A 17,813-nucleotide genomic window follows, 5' to 3' on the forward strand; every position below is an offset into this window, starting at 1 on the left:
CCATGAACCGTCGGCATTTTGCCGATGTTACCCTTTTGGAGCCCCTCAGAATGATCCGCCTTTTCATGCTTATCGCAGCCATCGGAGCCGTCGTTATTGGCGGAATGCAATTGAACGCCCAGGCCAGCACAGCCGGTTGGCAATCCTATGACGAGGCTGAATTCATGATGGCCCAGAATAAGGGCAAGACTATCGTGGTCGACATCTACGCCGATTGGTGCCCTACATGCCGTGCACAGGCCCCTATCCTGGATGAATTGCGGGAAGAACGCGCCAGCGGTGATGTGTTGTTCGTGAAAGTGAATTTCGACGAGGAAAAGGCGTTCCTGCGCGCGCATCGAGTGCCGCGCCAATCAACCGTTCTGGTGTTCAACGGCACCAACGAAGTCGCGCGCTCAATTGCGGAAACCAACCGCACACGTCTGCGCAATGTTGTGCTGGGCGCGTTGTAAGCAAACGATCCACTTCTCCATCTCAGGCTGATTGTCGATGTTTTCCAGCGCGCTCCTGTCCTTTGTCGCAGGGCTCGTCACCATTTTGAATCCGTGCGTCTTGCCTCTTGTGCCGATCCTGGTTGCATCGGCATTGGGTAAGAGCCGGTTCGGACCTCTCGCCTTGGCCGGGGGTTTGGTGGCCAGCTTTACGTTGTTCGGATTCACCGTGATCGCCTTTGGTTATTCCCTTGGCATCGATGAACAGATGGTGCGCCTATTCGCAGGCGGAATGTTGGCGGTGGCTGGCATCGTTCTGCTGGTTCCACAGGCTCAGGCCGCGCTGTCTGCAGCGGCGGCCCCGATCGCGAATTTTGGCAACAGGCGGCTGGAAAAGCTCAACGGTGACGGTCGAACTGGCGGAGCTTTGGGCCAATTCGTTGTTGGTTTGTTGCTTGGTGTTGTGTGGGCCCCTTGTGTCGGCCCGACGCTTGGCGTGGCGATTGCAGCGGCCAGTGTTGGCGAAAACCTAATCGGCAGTTTCGCCATATTTGCAATCTTTGGCATGGGCGTCGCCACGTCGGTTTTGGCCTTTGCCTATGGATCACGCAAAGCGATGGGTGAACGCCGCAAAACGCTCGGCTGGCTCGCGAAATACGGAAAGCCGTTGTTTGGCGCCGCTTTGTTGGTGGTCGGCCTGATGGTGATCACCGGATTTGATAAAGTCGTCGAGATTTTCGTGCTGGACCTGCTTCCAACATCAATCATCGAATTCACGACCCGTTTTTAGCGGGACTGTTTTTTTTTGGGGGGGGCGCACACAATTCGCTTCGCCGCTATCCCATTGTTGATCGATAACTCGGCTTCGCATGCGTTGGTGCAGGTCTCCTGTCCCTTCCCTCCAACCGGTCTTTCCGCCATGATCCACCGCGATAAAGGGAGGAACAACGATGACCGATGAAACAAAACAGACGCCAAGCGGGCCCCGTGTCACCGGGCTAGGCGGGGTTTTTTACGTGGCCGGCGACACCGAAGCAACGCGCGCGTGGTATCGCGAAAAATTGGGTGTAGATGGCGAATATGGCCCCCAACTCGCGTGGTCCGAAGAACCAAAGCCCAACCCATATTCTCTGATCAGCCACTTCAAAGACGACGCCTACATCAAACCGGGCAAAGGCGGATTTATGATCAATCTTCGCGTCGATGATTTGGATGGATTTGTCGAAGTGCTCAAATCCCGCGATGTCGAAGTTTTGGATACTGCCGACGAAGGCTATGGTAAATTTGCTTGGATCCTCGATCCCAATGGGGTCAAGATCGAGTTGTGGGAACAGATCGAAGAAGCGCTCCCTTAACCTACTGATAACATTGAATGCATCGGCGCTAAGGATGATCCAGTAGAGCGCATTTAGTATTTGGTTAACGGTAAACTTTCCTGCTGCCTTAACCAATGCACCGTAGTGGTCCTTAAGTATGAACCACTCAGTACCTCTACTTGGCCTCGCTTCTAAAGCGGCCCCAATCGCCGCCGCACTCGCGCTTGCGGGTTGCGGTTCTGTAATCCCCGTTGGCAATGGCGCGTCCTCATCCGCCAGCGCTCCGTCCGTTAGCGCACCGTCCAATGGCGGTTCCTCCTACACGCGCACCGCGCCACGCCGGGTGGCATCCGCCCCACAAAGCGTCGCGCCGCGTGCAGAGGACGCATCGTGTTTGACCAATCTTAGCGCCGCCGGGGCCAGCTTTGACGCTTTGCCCGACACCTATGCAGCGCCGGGATGCAACCGGCTTGGCACGGTCCAGCTTTCCGCTTTGGCCGGAGATGGTGGAGAATTTGGGATCAGCAATATTGGCCCGGTTCAATGCCGCGTAGCCAGCGCGTTTGGGAATTGGGCACGATTTGGTGTCGACCGAGCCGCCCGACAAATTCTTGGCAGCCCGCTCGCGCGCATTGAAACCATGGGCAGCTATGCATGTCGGAATATCGCAGGATCCAATCGGCGATCGGCCCATTCGCGGGCTGAGGCAATCGACGTCTCAGGCTTTATCCTAGAAGATGGCCGCCGGATTTCATTGGTCGAAGATTGGGATGGCGGCACCGCAGCCGAGCGTGAATTCCTGAGGGTTGTCCATTCCAGCGCCTGCAAACGGTTTGGGACTGTTCTTGGCCCTGAATACAACCGCGCCCATGCCGATCACTTTCACCTCGAAGGCACCGGCTCAGAATTCTGCCGGTGAGCCAGAAGGTGCGCCAAAGAACACGGCCCCAACATCGTATAGATGCCGGGGCCGTGCGGGCGCCGAAAGGGTGCAGGGGGAACCCGATCGGGAAGTGTATCGTTTTTCGGTCAAGCCATGGGGCGTACTACGGCTGAACCTCAATTTTGGGTTCCAATCTCGCTTCGAGCTTTAGTCGTACCGCTTCTGCGGCGTGACGGGCGCCCAGTTTGTGCATCATATTGGCCCGGTGAATTTCAACGGTTCGCGGACTAATTTCCAACTCACGGGCGATCACTTTGTTGCTGCTGCCTTCGGAAAGCCATTCGAGCACTTCGCGTTCGCGGGTTGAAAGGCTGGAGATGCGGTCCCGCGCTTCGATCATGCGACGGCGCGCCGCGCCAAAAACTTCGGCTTCTTTTTCAATACGGTTGAGGCATCGTTCGAAACGCTCGGTTTCCAATGGGAGCGAAAGGTAATCGAGCGCACCGGCTTTGATCGCCTCCACAATGCGGCCCGGCCTTGGGTCCGCGTCAATCGCGATCAAAGGCAACCAAATCCCAAGGCGGCTAAGCCGTTCAAGGATCATCGAGACGCCGCCTTCTTCGGGCATGTCGCGGGCGATGATGATGCCTTCTCGCGGAGGGTGAACGGACAATTCGGACAGGTCGCCGTATACTTCTGAGTGATGGCCGAGCGTGAAGCCGACCCTCGCCAACTCAGCACGGTGGCGGCTGTTCGGATCGATGAAGTGGAGTGAAGCTTTGCGTGTCATGCCGAGCTTGGTGTGCGCGGCATGAAATTATTGCATCTCGGACTTAAACCGATTTGGAGGTATGCATGCCTAGTTCGATCCTAGATCGACCAGAATGCGCCGAAAACTATCTCCAAAACGAACCTTATAATCCCTAAGTATTCTTCGTTGATATGGAGTTAGCCGCGAAAACCTCACTCAGAACCGAAGCTGTAATCTGGCAGAGAATGAAAAGCCGATCGCAGGGCATCGCCCCAATTTGACGAAATCGTATCAAAATATGGATCTTCGGCGGTCACGCGATGTTGATGCGTTGGTGCAAAATCGTCTTTGCCAATGACCAAGAGATCCAACGGCAGGCCAACGGACAGGTTCGCCTTCAATGTGGAATCGAACGAAACCATCACAAGTTTCACCGCATCTTCAAAGCTCATATCGTGGTCATAGCCACGGATCAGGATTGGCCGTCCATATTTCGTCTCACCAATTTGAAAGAACGGCGTATCCATGCTCGCTTCGATAAAGTTGCCTTCGGGATAGATCATGAAAAGGCGGGGTTCCATGCCGGCAATCTGGCCGGCCACGATCATAGAAGCGGTGAATTTCCCTCGTCCCCGATCGCCATTGGCCTTTTGTTGTTTATCGATCGTGGCGCGCAGCAATTTGCCAATTTCGCTCACCACAGCAAACATAGTCGGCCCGTTTAACACGGTGGTTTCGCGGTCCTCTGGTTGTTTTGTGCGCTCTTCCAACTGGCTGATCACGGCCTGAGTTGTGGCCAGATTACCGGCTGTCATCACCGCGATCATGCGATCACCAGGCACCTGCCAATGGAACATCTTGCGAAAAACAGAGATGTTATCGACGCCCGAATTGGTGCGCGTATCGCTCATCAGGACGATGCCCTTATCCACGATCATGCCGACGCAATAGGTCACTACAAAAAACTCCGAGATTGAATTGCGGCGCGACTAGCACTTTTGCTTTGGGCGCGAGAGTCTTTTGTTTTTGTGCGCATGCCTGCGCCACGCCCGCTTAGGCACGGCGTGATTGGCGTAACATTATTGTTGTTGCGTATCGTGCTGTTGTTCCACCGCGACATCGACGGTCAACATCTGTTCAGCGGCGCCGAAACTGATCCCGGTCACCGGCGCAGCATCGCGGTAATCGCGCCCTGTGGCCACGCGCACATACCGCGGATCGGGGCTAATCCCGTTGGAAATATCAAATCCGACCCAGCCTAGCTCATCAATATGCGCCTCTGCCCATGCGTGGGTCGCTTCTTGTTCTATCCGATCGTTCATCATGAGATAGCCGCTGACATATCGTGCGGGAATATCCGCCGCGCGGGCGGCCGCGATAAAGATATGAGCATGGTCCTGACACACGCCGTGACCGGCGATGACGGCCTCTTCGGCGGTGGTGTTCACACCGGTTGCGCCGGTTTGATAGACCACGCCTTCGCGAATGCGCGCCGATAGAGCGTGGAGGTAATCAAGCTTCGTCTCTTCGCTGGGACTATCGACGTCGCGGATCAACGCCCGCAATTTTGGTCCAGGCTTGGTCAAGGCGGTCTGACCTAAAAAACTCCACAGCGGCAAATGCCCAGAATGACGTCCAATCACCCCGGCATTGTCTTCGGTTTGCACCGTGCCGCGACACGTCACCGTGACTTCGCTGACGCCGGGGTTGACGGCGATCAACGTGACCGTGTTGTAATTCTGATCGTCAAATTCCAACTCAAGCTGCGCATTGTCATAGCGCATTTCCCAATCCAGAATTTTCTGACCCTGAGTCTCTTTCGGCGTTAGACGCAGGCGTTGCAACGCGTGGATCACAGGCTCTTTGAAAGAGTACCGTGTCGTGTGGCGGATCGCTAATTTCATAAAGCCTGCTTCACGATAAGAACCTGTAATCCTCGCCTATCGCTTCGGCGATGGCGGCGTTGCGCGCTGTATAATCGATCAAGAATTGGTGCAGGCCGATTTCAAAAATCTGATCAACCGTAACGCCAGCAATGTCTTCATCTGCTGCGCGCATCAATTCGTTGCAGGCCCCTTCTGCACCGTGGGTCCGCGCCAAGGCGGCAAGGTGTTCGCGTTGAGCGCTGCGACAGAAGGCCAAGCTGCGTGGGAACCGTTCATCCAACACCAGAAATTCAACAATGCCGCGCGCGTCAATCTGACCCGCATTCAACCAAGTGTACGCACCGGCGCCCGCAACCGATCGCAAAACCTGATCCCACTGTCCGCTGTCCAAGCTTGACCCGACATAAGAAAGCGACGGCAGCAGCAGGTAATATTTCATATCCAGAATGCGCGACGTGCTTTCTGCGCGTTCGATAAAGGTACCGGCGCGCGCGAAATGGAACCCTTCGTTCCGCATCATCGACCCATCCAACGCGCCGTGGACTTGTGTGCCCGTGCGGCGCAAACGGGTGACAACCTCGCCCAATTGCCCCTGGCTCACCGGCCGGGCCAATTGTTTGTCGAGCTTCATCCAGTTTTCATTGACCGCTTCCCACACCTCGCTGGAAATGTTGGTGCGAGCGGTTCGTGCGTTGTTGCGCATCGCGGCAAACATTTCGCGGACATTAGCGGGATTGGCCTTGTCGCGCAGGACAAAGTTCCAAACCGCTGCGCCATCATAAGTGTCGTGCAGCGCTTCGTATTGGGTTTTTAGCCCCAATGTCGCAATGACTGACCGCCATTCCGCCTGTGCCGTTTCCAAGTCGCGGGTCAACGCCATTCTCAGCCCCGCATCTAGCAGACGCGCGGTGTTTTCCGCCCGCTCAAGATAGCGGAACATCCAAAACAATCCGTTCGCTGTTCTGCCTAGCATCGCGTGTTCAGCCCCTAATCCTTGAGCACCCAAGTGTCCTTGGTGCCCCCGCCTTGCGATGAGTTCACAACCAACGACCCTTTTTTCAACGCGACCCGCGAAAGCCCGCCCGGCGTGATGTCAATTCCATCGGGAGAAACCAACACATAGGGACGCAAATCGACGTGGCGCGGGGCCAGACCCTTTTTGGTGTAGATCGGACAGGTCGACAAAGAGAGCGTGGGTTGCGCTATGTAATTGTCGGGGTTTGCCTCCAACTTGGCCCGGAACGCCTTGATCTCTTTCTTGGTCGCAGTCGGACCGATAAGCATCCCGTACCCGCCGGAGCCATGGACTTCCTTCACAACCAATTCCTCTAGGTTGTCGAGGACATAGGCCAAGCTATCGGCATCCGCGCATCGCCACGTCTCAACATTAGGCAAGAGTGGTTTTTCGCCGGTGTAGAATTCAACGATTTCCGGCATGAAGGAATATATCGCTTTGTCATCGGACACACCCGTGCCCGGCGCATTTGCGATTGTGATGCCGCCCGAACGGTACACATCCATGATGCCCGGCACGCCCAAAACGCTATCAGGTTGAAAGGTCAGCGGGTCGAGATAGTCATCGTCGACGCGGCGATACAGCACATCAACAGGTTCAAACCCACGCGTTGTGCGCATTTGAACACGGCCATTCACCACCCGCAAATCGCTGCCTTCGACCAATTCGGCACCCATTTGATCGGCCAAGAATGCGTGCTCAAAATACGCCGAATTGTAGATGCCGGGCGTCAGAACCGCGACATTCGGTTTGCCTTCGCATTTGGGGGGGGCGCACGCGGCCAAACTTCGGGCGAGACGGCGCGGATAATTGGAAACGCTTTCAACGCCGACCCGGCTGAACAGATCAGGGAACATCGCCATCATCGTTTCGCGATTTTCCAACATGTACGAAACGCCCGATGGGGTGCGTGCATTGTCTTCCAATACGAACCATTCATCCGGGCCTGTCCGCACAAGATCAATGCCGACAATATGGGTGTAAATGCCGCCCGGCGGCGTCATCCCAACCATGTGCGGCAACCATGCATCGTTGTTGCGCAACAATCGTTGCGGCAAACGGCCCGCACGGATGATCTCTTGGCGATGATACAGATCGTAAAGGAATGAATTGAGCGCGCGCACACGCTGTTCGATCCCCCGGGTCAATCGCCGCCATTCGCCCGCGGTGATAATGCGCGGGACCATATCAAACGGGATCAGGCGTTCTTCGGCCTCGTCCTCGCCATAAACGTTGAATGTGATGCCGGTGCGGCGAAAGCTCTCATCGGCTTCGGAATTTTTGCGGTTTAGCCAGCCGGGCTCTTGTTCATCATACCATCCGCAATAGTCGGTGTAGGCGGGACGGGTCGCGCCGGTTGCATCAAACATCTCGTCAAAATTGTCGGATTGATCCGCCATCGATACCCCGATTTGTCGACGCCCACTGCTGTGCTTGGGCATTGTTTGTAACAACGCCATCGCAAATGGAAAGGCTCAAACGCGTTCGAGTTCTGCCAAAACCGCAAGAATGGATTCGCGCGTGTATGTGAAGCCGGCATGGGTGCAGCGCAAAGCGACCGAACGATCGCGTTCACCAGCCTGTCCGGCGGCGCTGCGTGGAGCGATGCAGCCGTCAACCGGGCTCCATAATGCGACCGTTTCAACCGGCGGTTTGACCGCGACATCCACCTCTATCGGCGGTTGATCGACGCGGTGCCCGGCGATCGCTTGATAAGCACGCCACACATTGTTCGCGCGGGGGGAACCCGAAAAAGGCGATCCCATCGTGATCACTTTTGAAATGCGTTCGGGATGCCTCTTTGCCAATTCACGCGCATACAATCCGCCCAACGACCATCCCAGCAAGGCGGCTTGATCATCATAGCGCGCGCACACATCGCCAAGCCGTTCCTCCAACCGTTCCATCGACGCCTCTGCCACGCCCCAATTGCGACCAAGCCCCCATCGTTTCGTTCGGTGGCCGGCTTGTTCCAATTTCTGCGCCATATAGCGCATGCGATTGGGCCCGGTGGCAAAACCAGGCATAACGATGATGGTTTGCGGGCGTTGGGTCTTTGGAATTTTGATGCGTCGAAACGGTCGGCGGGCCGGTTCCAGCAACAAATCCAGCTCACCCATAAAGCGCAGCAAATCGGGTTTTCCGCGCTCATCATCGGGATAATCTTCGGATGCGAGCGCAATACGCCGCGCAAGCTCCGTTTCGCCGAGGGCGGCCTTGGATTGGTCCAGCAAGGTTTCGCGTTTTGTCATTGCTGCATCGAAGGTAGCCAACCTCGGTGAACCGTCAATGAAATAGAGGTGCGCCGATCCATAACTCTTGCCCCACTTCTACAAAAAGAGCGGGCGAGGTTGCCCCCGCCCGCCTTTCCAATCGATACAGACCCGATGGAACACACCATAGGCCGCAGGATAACCCGGTTTAGCGGATTTCCTCGCCAGTGCATTCGCCTTTGAATTCGCCTTTGTTGCTCGCGGTGATCGTCATGTTGCCCATTTCAGATCCTTCCATCGCGATCGACATTTGCATCTCATAGGATTCGTCAGTGTAGGTGCCCGTGTTGGTGATTGTGGCGTTGCCTGACCCGGGATCGTTGCAAGACATTTGCATGTCGATCGTCCCACCAGAGAATGTGAATTTCTGATAATCGCAACTGGCGTCTTCGTTGCCAGCAAACATTTCCGCTTGTGGCTCTGCGGCCTGTTCTGGTGTCACGCATGTCAACATGGTGTTGACCTGACCTTTCATCCCCTCGAGCGCTGGGCCGATAAACGCGCGCATCTCTTCGGGAAGGCTCTCTTCATCGATTTCGATGTCGATGAATTCGACTGTGTTTTCCCACTGACCCGGTTTGATCGAAGCATCCGCGACTGCTGCTTCAACCTCTTCCTGGGTGATCGTGCCATCACCATCGGCATCGGCGTCCGTAGGCGCATCGCCACAAGCGGTCAGCGCCAAGACTGATACAGCCAAAAAAATACTGGTTCTCATAGTGTTTTCCTTATTGGAAGAATTCAAAGTGCAACAATTCTTGATCAATTAATCGCTGCTTTAAGAACAATCGCCGACGCGCTCTTGCGCGATGCGCATTGTCATCGTGCCCGGCCCTATGCCGAAATCACCAGACATAGTCATCGTGACGTCCGAAGATGTCGCAGAACCGGTGCCTGTCATTTCAATCGTCATGGCGCGTCCATCCACATCGCATGTCATGGCCGCATCAATCTGACCGTTCGACGCGTTAAACCGATCATAGGAACATTCACCCTGCTGCGCGCGGTTCATGACCGATTGATAGCCCTCTTCCACCTCTTCGGGTGTTAGGCAGTAATCGAAATCACGGTTCATCATGGACCCCATCATATCGGTCACTTGTGGCGGCGCGTCTGGCAAATCGACCGCAAGCAATTGGAGGCTGGCTTGATATTGGCCGGCGGTGGGACGCATTTCTTCGTCCAGTGTCTGGGCCGCCGCATCGTTGGGCGCCGCGTTCACGACGACCAATCCCGCGACAAAAGTGGCAGCGCCAAGGATTAGCATTCTCATCAATAGGTCCTTTCAAAAAATACGATTCGACGCCGGCTTATTGTGTTTTTTCCTACGCTAGAGTGCGACCGGGCACTTCACAACCGAACCCAGCGCGCGCATATTGTTGGTTATGTCAGAATTGATCATCAGACGCGGCCTAGACGAACCCGAAACCGGGGAAGAATTCACCCCGCATCGCCCGGATCGACCAGAAAAATCGATGCCGGGTAAACCGTTCAAACTGGTGTCGGATTATGAACCGGCGGGCGATCAACCAACGGCCATCGCCGAATTGGTCGCCGGCACGCAGGATGATGAAAAAACCCAAACTTTGTTGGGGGTGACCGGTTCGGGCAAGACCTTTACCATGGCCAAAGTCATTGAGACTCTTCAACGCCCTGCCCTCATCCTCGCGCCCAACAAAATTCTCGCCGCGCAGCTTTATGGAGAGTTCAAAAGCTTCTTTCCCGAGAACGCGGTTGAGTATTTCGTATCCTATTACGATTACTACCAACCCGAAGCATATGTGCCGCGTTCCGACACCTATATTGAGAAAGAATCCTCGGTAAACGAGGCCATCGATCGTATGCGCCATTCGGCGACGCGGTCGTTGCTGGAACGCGACGATGTTATAATCGTGGCCTCGGTTTCTTGTTTGTACGGCATTGGGTCGGTTGAGACCTATTCGGCCATGATTTTCGACATCAAATCGGGCGATGTCATCGATCAACGTGAATTGATCCGCAAACTCGTCGCGCTGCAATACAAGCGCAACGATGCGGCGTTTGCGCGCGGCAATTTTCGCGTGCGCGGCGACAATCTTGAGATCTTCCCCTCGCACTACGAAGACATGGCATGGCGCATCAGCTTTTTCGGCGACGAGATCGAAGAAATCGCAGAATTCGACCCGCTGACCGGTAAGAAAGGCGCCGTGCTGGAAACCGTGCGCGTTTATGCCAATTCGCATTATGTGACGCCCGGTCCCACGATGAAACAAGCCGCCGACGCCATTCGTTTTGAATTGGCCCACAGGCTTGAGGAATTGGAAGCGGAAGGTAAATTGCTGGAGCATCAACGGCTTGAGCAGCGCACCAATTTCGATCTTGAGATGATTGCCGCCACGGGCAGCTGTGCAGGGATCGAAAATTACTCTCGCTTTCTAACCGGTCGCTTGCCGGGTGAACCCCCGCCTACCCTGTTTGAATATTTGCCCGAAAACGCGCTTTTGTTCGTGGATGAAAGCCACCAGACTGTCCCGCAAATTGGCGCGATGGCGCGCGGCGATCACCGCCGCAAAATCACTTTGGCCGAATATGGATTTCGCCTGCCATCGTGCATCGACAACCGCCCCTTGCGGTTCAACGAATGGGACGCAATGCGCCCGCAAACATTCGCTGTCAGCGCGACGCCTGGCAATTGGGAAATGGAACAAACCGGCGGCGTGTTTGCTGAACAGGTTATCCGGCCAACCGGCCTGATCGATCCGCCGGTCGAAATACGCCCCGTCGAAGATCAAGTTCAAGATTGCATCCAAGAATGCCTCGCCAATGCGCAAAAGGGGTATCGCACGCTTGTCACCACCTTGACTAAGCGGATGGCCGAAGACCTAACCGAGTTTATGCACGAGGCCGGTGTGCGGGTCCGATATATGCATTCCGATGTTGAAACGTTGGAACGGATTGAGCTGATCCGGGATTTGCGCATGGGGGTGTACGATGTGTTGATCGGCATCAACCTTTTGCGCGAAGGGTTGGACATACCGGAATGTGGGTTGGTCTGCATTCTCGACGCCGACAAAGAAGGATTTTTGCGCAGCGAGACCAGTTTGGTTCAAACGATTGGCCGGGCGGCGCGCAATGTCGATGGGCGGGTTATTCTATACGCCGACCGGATCACCGGCAGCATGGAACGCGCCATGGCCGAAACCGATCGTCGCCGCGAAAAGCAACAGGCGTACAACGATGAACACGGGATCACGCCCAAAACGATCAAACGCGACATTGCCGATATCGTCGCTCACACCGCCAGCCAAGACGGGGTTACGGTCGATACCGGCGATGATGAGGTCAACAATCTAGTTGGGCACAATCTGCGCAGCTATATTGAAGACCTTGAAAAGCGCATGCGCGATGCTGCCGCCAATCTTGAATTTGAAGAAGCGGGCCGATTGCGCGATGATATCCGGCGGTTGGAAAATGATGAACTCGGCCTTCCGGATGAACAAAAGAAAGCCCCCAAGGTGGGCCGATCCGACGCCGGCCGTCCCGGCACTCGCAAGACGCGATATGGCCGGACGCAAAGAAAGATGCGGTGACCAAATCGCCACCGAAAAGGGCCGCCCCTTAAAGGAGCGGCCCGATTGGATTTTGGTTGTTTAGAGCACCGTGATCAATCTCGACCTCGGAAAAAGCCAAGGATCGCACAGCTCACAACATAGCCAACCAGCAGGTGGACAAAATCGAGTCCTACCGCACCGGCCGCACGTCCCTCATACACCCAATTGTAGCCTAGAATGGGCAGCGCAATGAACACGGCAATGGTCGCCCCGACCTTAATCGATGTGCCGATGTCTGAGGCGCCCACATGGTTCATGATCCACGCCAAGCCGACGACCTGAATAAGCGGCATCACAAAACCCCAAACGAACATCATCGCACCAAGCTGTGCGTTGCGCGCGAGCGCTTCTTCCTCGGTCATTCCCACCTGTTCGAGCCAAAGCTCGCCAAACAGAACGCCGAAAATTAGAAACCCAACCATGTAGAAAACGACCGCAGCAATTACGATCGCTAACAAAGAAGATCCGAATATTTTTGGCATGATTTTCTCCCCTCCAATCTACCAAGTTCGACCACGAATAATCGCTGATGGCCGAATTTCCAAATCGGGCCGGGACGTGTGGTGCCCTAGTTATTTGGAAACGCCCGTATCAGAGCCAAACTTTGCTAGGCTCGTAAGAGTGGCTATGAGCCGATCGCAATGATCAAGACTGCAAACACTACGGTTCTCATTTTGCTGCTTTCTGGTGCCGCCGCGTGCAAGCCGCCGCCAACCGATGCGGATATTGTGCGCGATATGCCGGGGGACGTTGCGACCTTTGCTTCGGACCCGCTGCCATCACCCGATACCGAAGGGGCGTTTTGGGCGGTGCCTGAGGTTGATGAACCCCGCATAATTTACGGCGTCAGCAGCCAACCTCCTCTGATCGCGCTGCGCTGTGTCAGTCCCGAGGACATGGTCCCGGTTGTCCAAATCACGCGCCTTTCCCCGGCCGATGACGGTGCAGAAGCGCTGCTGGCGATGGTGGGTAACGGCCATATTGGACGGATCCCGGTGGATTCCACCGATGTGAGAGGGCGCGGCGTGTGGCACGGCGGCGCGCCAGCGGCTGATCTTGCGTGGGAGGCCTTGGCCGGTCCGCGGCAATTGACGTTGACAGTACCGGGCGCAGGCATGGTCACGATCAACCCCAGCACAATGCCAGGCGCATTGATTGTGGCGTGCCGCAGCGGGGAAGTATTTGTTCCCTCGCCGCCTGAGCTGGAACCTGAAATCGAACGTCCTGAGGACGCGCCCTCACCGGTCCCGTAAGGCACGCTCTATCAGCATGTCTTGGGTCAAAACCTGCGGCAATTGTTCGGCCTCTTCGCCCGGTTCATACCACAGGTAGAGCGGAACACCCGCCGCGCCATGTTCGGTTAGGAACATGGTGATTTCTTCATCACGTACGGTCCAGTCGCCTACGATCGGGATCACGCCCGCTTCTTCAAAAGCCTGCATCGTCGCTTCGCGATCAATTGCAATGCGTTCATTCACTTTGCAGGTGACGCACCAATCGGCGGTGAACCAGACGAAAACCGGCCGCCCTTCATTGTCACCGCGCTCGCGCGCTTCGTCTAAGGCTTCGCGTGAAAAACTGCTTTCGGCACCCGTTTCATAGCTGGACGGCAGAGCAAAGGCCGCGAAGATTAGGAACGGCGCAGCGATTAGACCAAATGCGGGCCACGCCATCTTGCCCGCATTCTGCAGTCGGCCGACCACCGCCAGCGCCAGCACAATCCCGAACAGCATGATCAATGCAACCAGCGCAAAACCACGCCCGCCCAATTGCGCTGTGAGCCAAATAAGCGCCAACGCGGTTAGCCCCATCGGGATCGCCATTAAACGGCGGAATGTCTCCATCCATGCACCCGGCTTTGGCAAGACCCGCCGAAAGGCCGGAACAAGCCCGATCAAAAGGAATGGCAAAGCCAATCCCAATCCCAACATCGCAAACAACAACAAGGCCAGCGGCGTCGGCAACAACAAGGCCGCCCCCAATGCCGCCGCCATAAATGGCCCCGTGCACGGCGTGGCGGCAAACGCGGCCAACAATCCGGTGGCGAACGCGCCGCCGGCGCCTTTACGCGCGCCCGAACCGGTGTCGATGCTGGGCAATTCAAATGTGCCGGCAAAATTCGCGGTGATCACGGTGGCCATGATCAACAACACGATCACCACGCTAGGGCTCTGCAATTGAAACGCCCAGCCCACTTGCTCCCCTGCTGCGCGCAACGCCAACATTACCGCGCCAAGCGCGACACAGGCGATCACCACGCCGGCTGTGTAGGCGACACCCTCAATCCGCGCTTCGGCCTCGCTGCTGCCCGCTCGCACAAGCGACATCGCTTTCAAGCTAAGGATCGGAAACACACAAGGCATGATGTTCAAAATAAGCCCGCCGACCAGCGCACCGAGGATCAAGGTCCAGAGCGGAGGCGTGTTGTCCATCGAGATCGGGCCAGCAATAAGCTCCCCTCCGGTTGGGACATTGCCGGGCGCGGCGACGAAACGAACGCCGGAATTCGCTTCAAATGCCAAAATCCCCAATACTGTGTCATCTGTCATAGGGCCGCGGAATTCGCTCAATGGAATTTCAACGACCAACAAATCATCGGCACGTCTGAAAGATTGCACCGCTGAATATTCGACCAGCCGGCTTTGCGCGACAAAGAGGTGCGGGTCGGGCAAATCCACGCTCGCGGGCAATGGCACCGCGATACGCAGCAGATTGCCAGTCGTTTCATAGATCGCCTTTGCGTCCAATGTTGGCGCAATTTGCGCCCGCCACATTACGAAATCGCCGCCTTGGCCTGCGCTCAACCGGGCGTCTTGCGGCACGCAAATTTGATCGGTGCAGGCGAGATATTCGGCAAGCCCGTCGATGATGGGAATTCCATCAATCACCGCATCATTGGGCACCTGAACCGGGATTAGTACCGCGTACTGCCCTTCGTAAATGTGGTTCATCAACCCCGAAATCAGCAATGTCTCTGGCACCGGATACAACGCGTCGCCAGCGACCCATCCCTCTGGCAGGTCGAGCGATACGACCATGCCCAGCCCAGCATCGCCGGGGTTTGACCAATATCCATGCCATTCGGGCGCGACCGGCGTAAATCTCAGCGCCAGCATCCATTCTTCGCCAGCGCGCGGCATACCATCGGCGAACATTTGGACCGCAATGTTGTCATCGCCGTACCGCACCTCTCGATCTGCGGCCGGCACGTCCTCAAAAGCGGCACTTGGCACGCTCCCAACCAAAAACAGGGCCGACAAAGCCCAAATCAACGCTTTCAACCATGCGCGAAGTGCAAAGGGGGATGCAGCGAACAATCTTGCCTCTTATCAAATGGCCAGAGTAGAGAGAGTGACGTAAGAAATACGCCTAGCGGGCCAAATAGGGTTCGGCAAAGACTGGTTGAAGGGTTACGGATAATCGGATGAGCAACGCAGCCACAAACAACGCCGATACGCAGACACGCGACCTCCTTATTTTGGGCGGAGGTTTGGTGGGTATGACACTAGCCCTGGCCGCCGCGCGTCAAGGAATTTCCAGCCATGTGATCGATCGGGCGGATCCGGCGGAATTGACCGCACCCGGCTTCGATGACCGCGCCACTGCGATCTCTACGGCCAGCTGGCATCTGTTCACCAATATTGGCATCGCCGATGGGCTTGAGGAATTCGCCTGCGACATCGCCAGCATTGCGGTGACCGATCAAAACAAGCCGGGCAAGCTCGATTTCACGCCGAGTGCGGATGAAGGGACTTTGGGCCGGATGTTTCCCAACCGGCGTTTGCGGCTCGCCATGTTTGAGGCCGCGGCCAAAGAACCGTTAATCAATTGGGCATCCAAGGCCGAGATCACAGAACGTCAACGCAACGAATTTGGCGTTGCGGCGGTTCTTCAGGATGGTCGCACATTAAAAGGCCGTTTGATGGTCGCTGCCGAAGGGCGAGGCTCTCCGACAAGAGAAAGTGCCGGCATCACCATCGCCAAATGGGATTACAAGCATCGCGCCGTCATCGCCGGTCTCACCCATTCAAAACCGCACGACAATGTCGCGTGGGAAATCTTCTATCCCGCCGGACCGTTTGCTTTGCTGCCCATGCGCGACGATGCCGATGGCACGCACCGATCCTCTTTGGTTTGGACGGTGTCGGAAGAAGATGGAAAAGCGGTCACCAAATTGGGCGACCGGGCGTTTCTGGCCGAATTGCAGAAACGCATGGGCGATATTTTGGGCGAGGTGACCAGCGTGGGCGTTCGATCCAGCTGGCCGCTGGGTTTCCACCACACCGCAAAAATCACTAGCGAACGGCTCGCCCTTATCGGGGATGCCGCGCATGGCATTCACCCCATCGCAGGACAGGGTTTGAACTTGGGCCTGCGCGATGCCGCCGCTTTGATTGAAGTGATTGCAGAAGGCGCGCGGATAGGTTTGGATCCGGGCGACGCCAATCTGCTGAAACGGTATGAGAATTGGCGCGGATTGGATTCATTTATGGTCGCATTGGCCACGGATGGTCTGACGCGATTGTTCGGTGTTCCGGGCAAAACCGCATCCGCAGTGCGCCGGTTTGGCATGGGCGCAGTGCAACGCACGCCGTTGCTCAAAACGTTCTTTATGGACGAGGCGCGCGGCGTATCCGGCGCATTGCCAGAGCTTTTGCGCGCTTAATCCGTCTGTTCGATGGGGCTTGGCTGACGAACGATGTTGCCCGCGCCATCGCGAAGACCGCTTTGATCCAGAACAGCCGCCGTCTCAATCACTTCAAGCGCGGCCATCGCATCGCGATACCGTTCTGCATCGGCGATCCAATTGTCCGCCGCTTGTGCACCGGGCATGCCTTTGATCTCATCAATGGCGTTTTGATAACGCCCTTGTTCCAACGCGATGCGGGCGCGTTCCAACCGGCGTTCGGGTTGCGGTGACGGTGTGTTTTCGCGGCGCACAACGAACAATTCGCTGATTTCCCGTTGCAGCCGATCCCAGCTCATCCCTTCGTCCCGTTCGACCAATTCGGTGCCCAAACCGTCCAACCGCGCGGTTAGATTGTCGATCCGAATGGGTTCGCGGGCAAAATTGATGATCCGGCTTACCGCGTTGGGCCATTGATCGGAAAAACGCAGCCGCAATTGATCCGACAAATATCCCAATTCTGCGCCTCTTTCGACGGCGCGGCGCGTTGCAAAAGCGATCAACAAGCCTTCCGCCCGCGCGGCGTTGCCCGCAGCGGCCTGAGCCTGAAGATCAAGTCGCGCCAATCGTTGTTCCGCCGCAGCAAGGCGTTGATCGATGCCGCCTTGTTGATCGACGACCCGACTAACCGCTTCTGCGGCGACTTCGGCGTCTTCACCTTCCAACGCTGCCACGGCTTCGGCCAGAGGACCGGTTGCCAAAGGACTGGGTGATGCGATGACTTCCGATGACGCAGGTCCGTTGGCCCCACCCTCTATCGTTAGCGCATCGGGCAGCGCAGGCGGTGCATCCGCCGCCGCCAAAACAGCCGATTCAGCCGGGCTAAGATTGTACCAGACCACATAACCGACCAGCGCGCCTCCAACCAAGAATGACGCCAATGCGGCCAGCATAAAGCCTCTCATAGAGGTCGGCTTTTTGCGGCTGCCATATTTCGATTCCATCACGTATCCGTATCTTGCGACCCATCGCAGTTACCGT

Annotated in this window: 18 protein-coding genes; 7 read left to right on the forward strand and 11 right to left on the reverse strand. The window is 56.4% G+C overall.

Annotated elements, in window-relative coordinates; translation table 11 throughout:
- The first annotated feature begins 2 nt into the window (after nt 1-2).
- From BQ8290_RS04715 to BQ8290_RS04730, 4 genes are all read left to right on the forward strand, one after another.
- A complete protein-coding gene (locus BQ8290_RS04715) occupies nt 3-452 on the forward strand; it encodes a thioredoxin family protein (protein WP_337661016.1) in 450 nt (149 codons plus the stop codon).
- Nucleotides 453-489: 37 nt separating this feature from the next.
- Nucleotides 490-1,221 carry a cytochrome c biogenesis protein CcdA gene (locus tag BQ8290_RS04720; protein WP_108788079.1) on the forward strand — a complete coding sequence of 244 codons (732 nt, stop codon included), beginning with the start codon at nt 490-492 and terminating at the stop codon, nt 1,219-1,221.
- A gap of 160 nt (nt 1,222-1,381) precedes the next feature.
- Entirely contained in the window at nt 1,382-1,786 is a 405-nt protein-coding gene (locus BQ8290_RS04725; protein WP_108788081.1) for a VOC family protein, read from the forward strand.
- A 118-nt stretch (nt 1,787-1,904) separates the two neighbouring features.
- On the forward strand, nt 1,905-2,666 hold the full coding sequence (locus tag BQ8290_RS04730) for an extensin family protein (RefSeq protein WP_108788083.1): 762 nt from the start codon (nt 1,905-1,907) through the stop codon (nt 2,664-2,666).
- A gap of 127 nt (nt 2,667-2,793) precedes the next feature.
- On the opposite strand, the gene BQ8290_RS04735 is transcribed toward BQ8290_RS04730, so the two are convergent.
- The 8 genes from BQ8290_RS04735 to BQ8290_RS04770 form a co-directional block, all read right to left on the reverse strand.
- A complete protein-coding gene (locus BQ8290_RS04735; RefSeq protein ID WP_108788085.1) occupies nt 2,794-3,420 on the reverse strand; it encodes a LuxR C-terminal-related transcriptional regulator in 627 nt (208 codons plus the stop codon).
- A gap of 173 nt (nt 3,421-3,593) precedes the next feature.
- Nucleotides 3,594-4,337, reverse strand: coding sequence for a proteasome-type protease (locus BQ8290_RS04740; RefSeq protein ID WP_108788087.1), 744 nt, complete (start codon nt 4,335-4,337; stop codon nt 3,594-3,596).
- Nucleotides 4,338-4,460: 123 nt separating this feature from the next.
- Nucleotides 4,461-5,285 carry a transglutaminase domain-containing protein gene (locus BQ8290_RS04745; RefSeq protein ID WP_108788089.1) on the reverse strand — a complete coding sequence of 275 codons (825 nt, stop codon included), beginning with the start codon at nt 5,283-5,285 and terminating at the stop codon, nt 4,461-4,463.
- 10 nt (nt 5,286-5,295) lie between these two features.
- Nucleotides 5,296-6,240 (reverse strand): alpha-E domain-containing protein, encoded by a 945-nt coding sequence (locus BQ8290_RS04750; protein WP_108788091.1) that lies wholly within the window; start codon nt 6,238-6,240, stop codon nt 5,296-5,298.
- Nucleotides 6,241-6,254: 14 nt separating this feature from the next.
- Nucleotides 6,255-7,682: a circularly permuted type 2 ATP-grasp protein gene (locus BQ8290_RS04755; RefSeq protein ID WP_108791907.1), complete on the reverse strand. Its 1,428-nt coding sequence runs from the start codon at nt 7,680-7,682 to the stop codon at nt 6,255-6,257.
- Between the two features lie 75 nt (nt 7,683-7,757).
- On the reverse strand, nt 7,758-8,534 hold the full coding sequence (locus BQ8290_RS04760; protein WP_108788093.1) for an alpha/beta fold hydrolase: 777 nt from the start codon (nt 8,532-8,534) through the stop codon (nt 7,758-7,760).
- A 169-nt stretch (nt 8,535-8,703) separates the two neighbouring features.
- Nucleotides 8,704-9,273: a DUF3617 family protein gene (locus BQ8290_RS04765; RefSeq protein WP_108788095.1), complete on the reverse strand. Its 570-nt coding sequence runs from the start codon at nt 9,271-9,273 to the stop codon at nt 8,704-8,706.
- Between the two features lie 60 nt (nt 9,274-9,333).
- Nucleotides 9,334-9,828, reverse strand: coding sequence for a DUF3617 family protein (locus BQ8290_RS04770; protein ID WP_108788097.1), 495 nt, complete (start codon nt 9,826-9,828; stop codon nt 9,334-9,336).
- A 112-nt stretch (nt 9,829-9,940) separates the two neighbouring features.
- Between BQ8290_RS04770 and uvrB the strand changes: the two genes are divergently transcribed.
- Entirely contained in the window at nt 9,941-12,124 is a 2,184-nt protein-coding gene (gene uvrB / locus BQ8290_RS04775) for an excinuclease ABC subunit UvrB (RefSeq protein WP_108788099.1), read from the forward strand.
- A gap of 74 nt (nt 12,125-12,198) precedes the next feature.
- Here uvrB and BQ8290_RS04780 read toward each other — a convergent pair whose 3' ends face one another.
- A complete protein-coding gene (locus tag BQ8290_RS04780; protein WP_108788101.1) occupies nt 12,199-12,627 on the reverse strand; it encodes a DUF1761 family protein in 429 nt (142 codons plus the stop codon).
- 159 nt (nt 12,628-12,786) lie between these two features.
- Here BQ8290_RS04780 and BQ8290_RS04785 point away from each other — a divergent pair, with 159 nt between their 5' ends.
- Nucleotides 12,787-13,398: a hypothetical protein gene (locus tag BQ8290_RS04785; RefSeq protein WP_108788103.1), complete on the forward strand. Its 612-nt coding sequence runs from the start codon at nt 12,787-12,789 to the stop codon at nt 13,396-13,398.
- Here the strand turns inward: BQ8290_RS04785 and BQ8290_RS04790 are convergent.
- A complete protein-coding gene (locus BQ8290_RS04790) occupies nt 13,384-15,462 on the reverse strand; it encodes a protein-disulfide reductase DsbD family protein (RefSeq protein WP_337661017.1) in 2,079 nt (692 codons plus the stop codon). The genes BQ8290_RS04785 and BQ8290_RS04790 overlap by 15 nt on opposite strands.
- Before the next feature lie 107 nt (nt 15,463-15,569).
- Between BQ8290_RS04790 and BQ8290_RS04795 the strand changes: the two genes are divergently transcribed.
- Nucleotides 15,570-16,811, forward strand: coding sequence for an FAD-dependent monooxygenase (locus BQ8290_RS04795; protein ID WP_108788105.1), 1,242 nt, complete (start codon nt 15,570-15,572; stop codon nt 16,809-16,811).
- Here the strand turns inward: BQ8290_RS04795 and BQ8290_RS04800 are convergent.
- Nucleotides 16,808-17,776, reverse strand: coding sequence for a hypothetical protein (locus BQ8290_RS04800; protein ID WP_108788107.1), 969 nt, complete (start codon nt 17,774-17,776; stop codon nt 16,808-16,810). The two genes, BQ8290_RS04795 and BQ8290_RS04800, sit on opposite strands and share 4 nt — an antisense overlap.
- Nucleotides 17,777-17,813 lie beyond the last annotated feature (37 nt).

The organism is Erythrobacter sp. Alg231-14, from assembly GCF_900149685.1.
In the GTDB taxonomy this organism is placed as follows: Bacteria; Pseudomonadota; Alphaproteobacteria; order Sphingomonadales; family Sphingomonadaceae; genus Erythrobacter.

Coding starts and splice junctions, on each gene's coding strand:
- BQ8290_RS04715 (WP_337661016.1), top strand. CDS start 3: ATGAACCGTCGGCATTTTGCCGATGTTACCCTTTTGGAGCCCCTCAGA.
- BQ8290_RS04720 (WP_108788079.1), top strand. CDS start 490: ATGTTTTCCAGCGCGCTCCTGTCCTTTGTCGCAGGGCTCGTCACCATT.
- BQ8290_RS04725 (WP_108788081.1), top strand. CDS start 1,382: ATGACCGATGAAACAAAACAGACGCCAAGCGGGCCCCGTGTCACCGGG.
- BQ8290_RS04730 (WP_108788083.1), top strand. CDS start 1,905: ATGAACCACTCAGTACCTCTACTTGGCCTCGCTTCTAAAGCGGCCCCA.
- BQ8290_RS04735 (WP_108788085.1), bottom strand. CDS start 3,420: ATGACACGCAAAGCTTCACTCCACTTCATCGATCCGAACAGCCGCCAC.
- BQ8290_RS04745 (WP_108788089.1), bottom strand. CDS start 5,285: ATGAAATTAGCGATCCGCCACACGACACGGTACTCTTTCAAAGAGCCT.
- BQ8290_RS04750 (WP_108788091.1), bottom strand. CDS start 6,240: ATGCTAGGCAGAACAGCGAACGGATTGTTTTGGATGTTCCGCTATCTT.
- BQ8290_RS04755 (WP_108791907.1), bottom strand. CDS start 7,682: ATGGCGGATCAATCCGACAATTTTGACGAGATGTTTGATGCAACCGGC.
- BQ8290_RS04760 (WP_108788093.1), bottom strand. CDS start 8,534: ATGACAAAACGCGAAACCTTGCTGGACCAATCCAAGGCCGCCCTCGGC.
- BQ8290_RS04765 (WP_108788095.1), bottom strand. CDS start 9,273: ATGAGAACCAGTATTTTTTTGGCTGTATCAGTCTTGGCGCTGACCGCT.
- BQ8290_RS04770 (WP_108788097.1), bottom strand. CDS start 9,828: ATGAGAATGCTAATCCTTGGCGCTGCCACTTTTGTCGCGGGATTGGTC.
- uvrB (WP_108788099.1), top strand. CDS start 9,941: ATGTCAGAATTGATCATCAGACGCGGCCTAGACGAACCCGAAACCGGG.
- BQ8290_RS04780 (WP_108788101.1), bottom strand. CDS start 12,627: ATGCCAAAAATATTCGGATCTTCTTTGTTAGCGATCGTAATTGCTGCG.
- BQ8290_RS04785 (WP_108788103.1), top strand. CDS start 12,787: ATGATCAAGACTGCAAACACTACGGTTCTCATTTTGCTGCTTTCTGGT.
- BQ8290_RS04795 (WP_108788105.1), top strand. CDS start 15,570: ATGAGCAACGCAGCCACAAACAACGCCGATACGCAGACACGCGACCTC.
- BQ8290_RS04800 (WP_108788107.1), bottom strand. CDS start 17,776: ATGGAATCGAAATATGGCAGCCGCAAAAAGCCGACCTCTATGAGAGGC.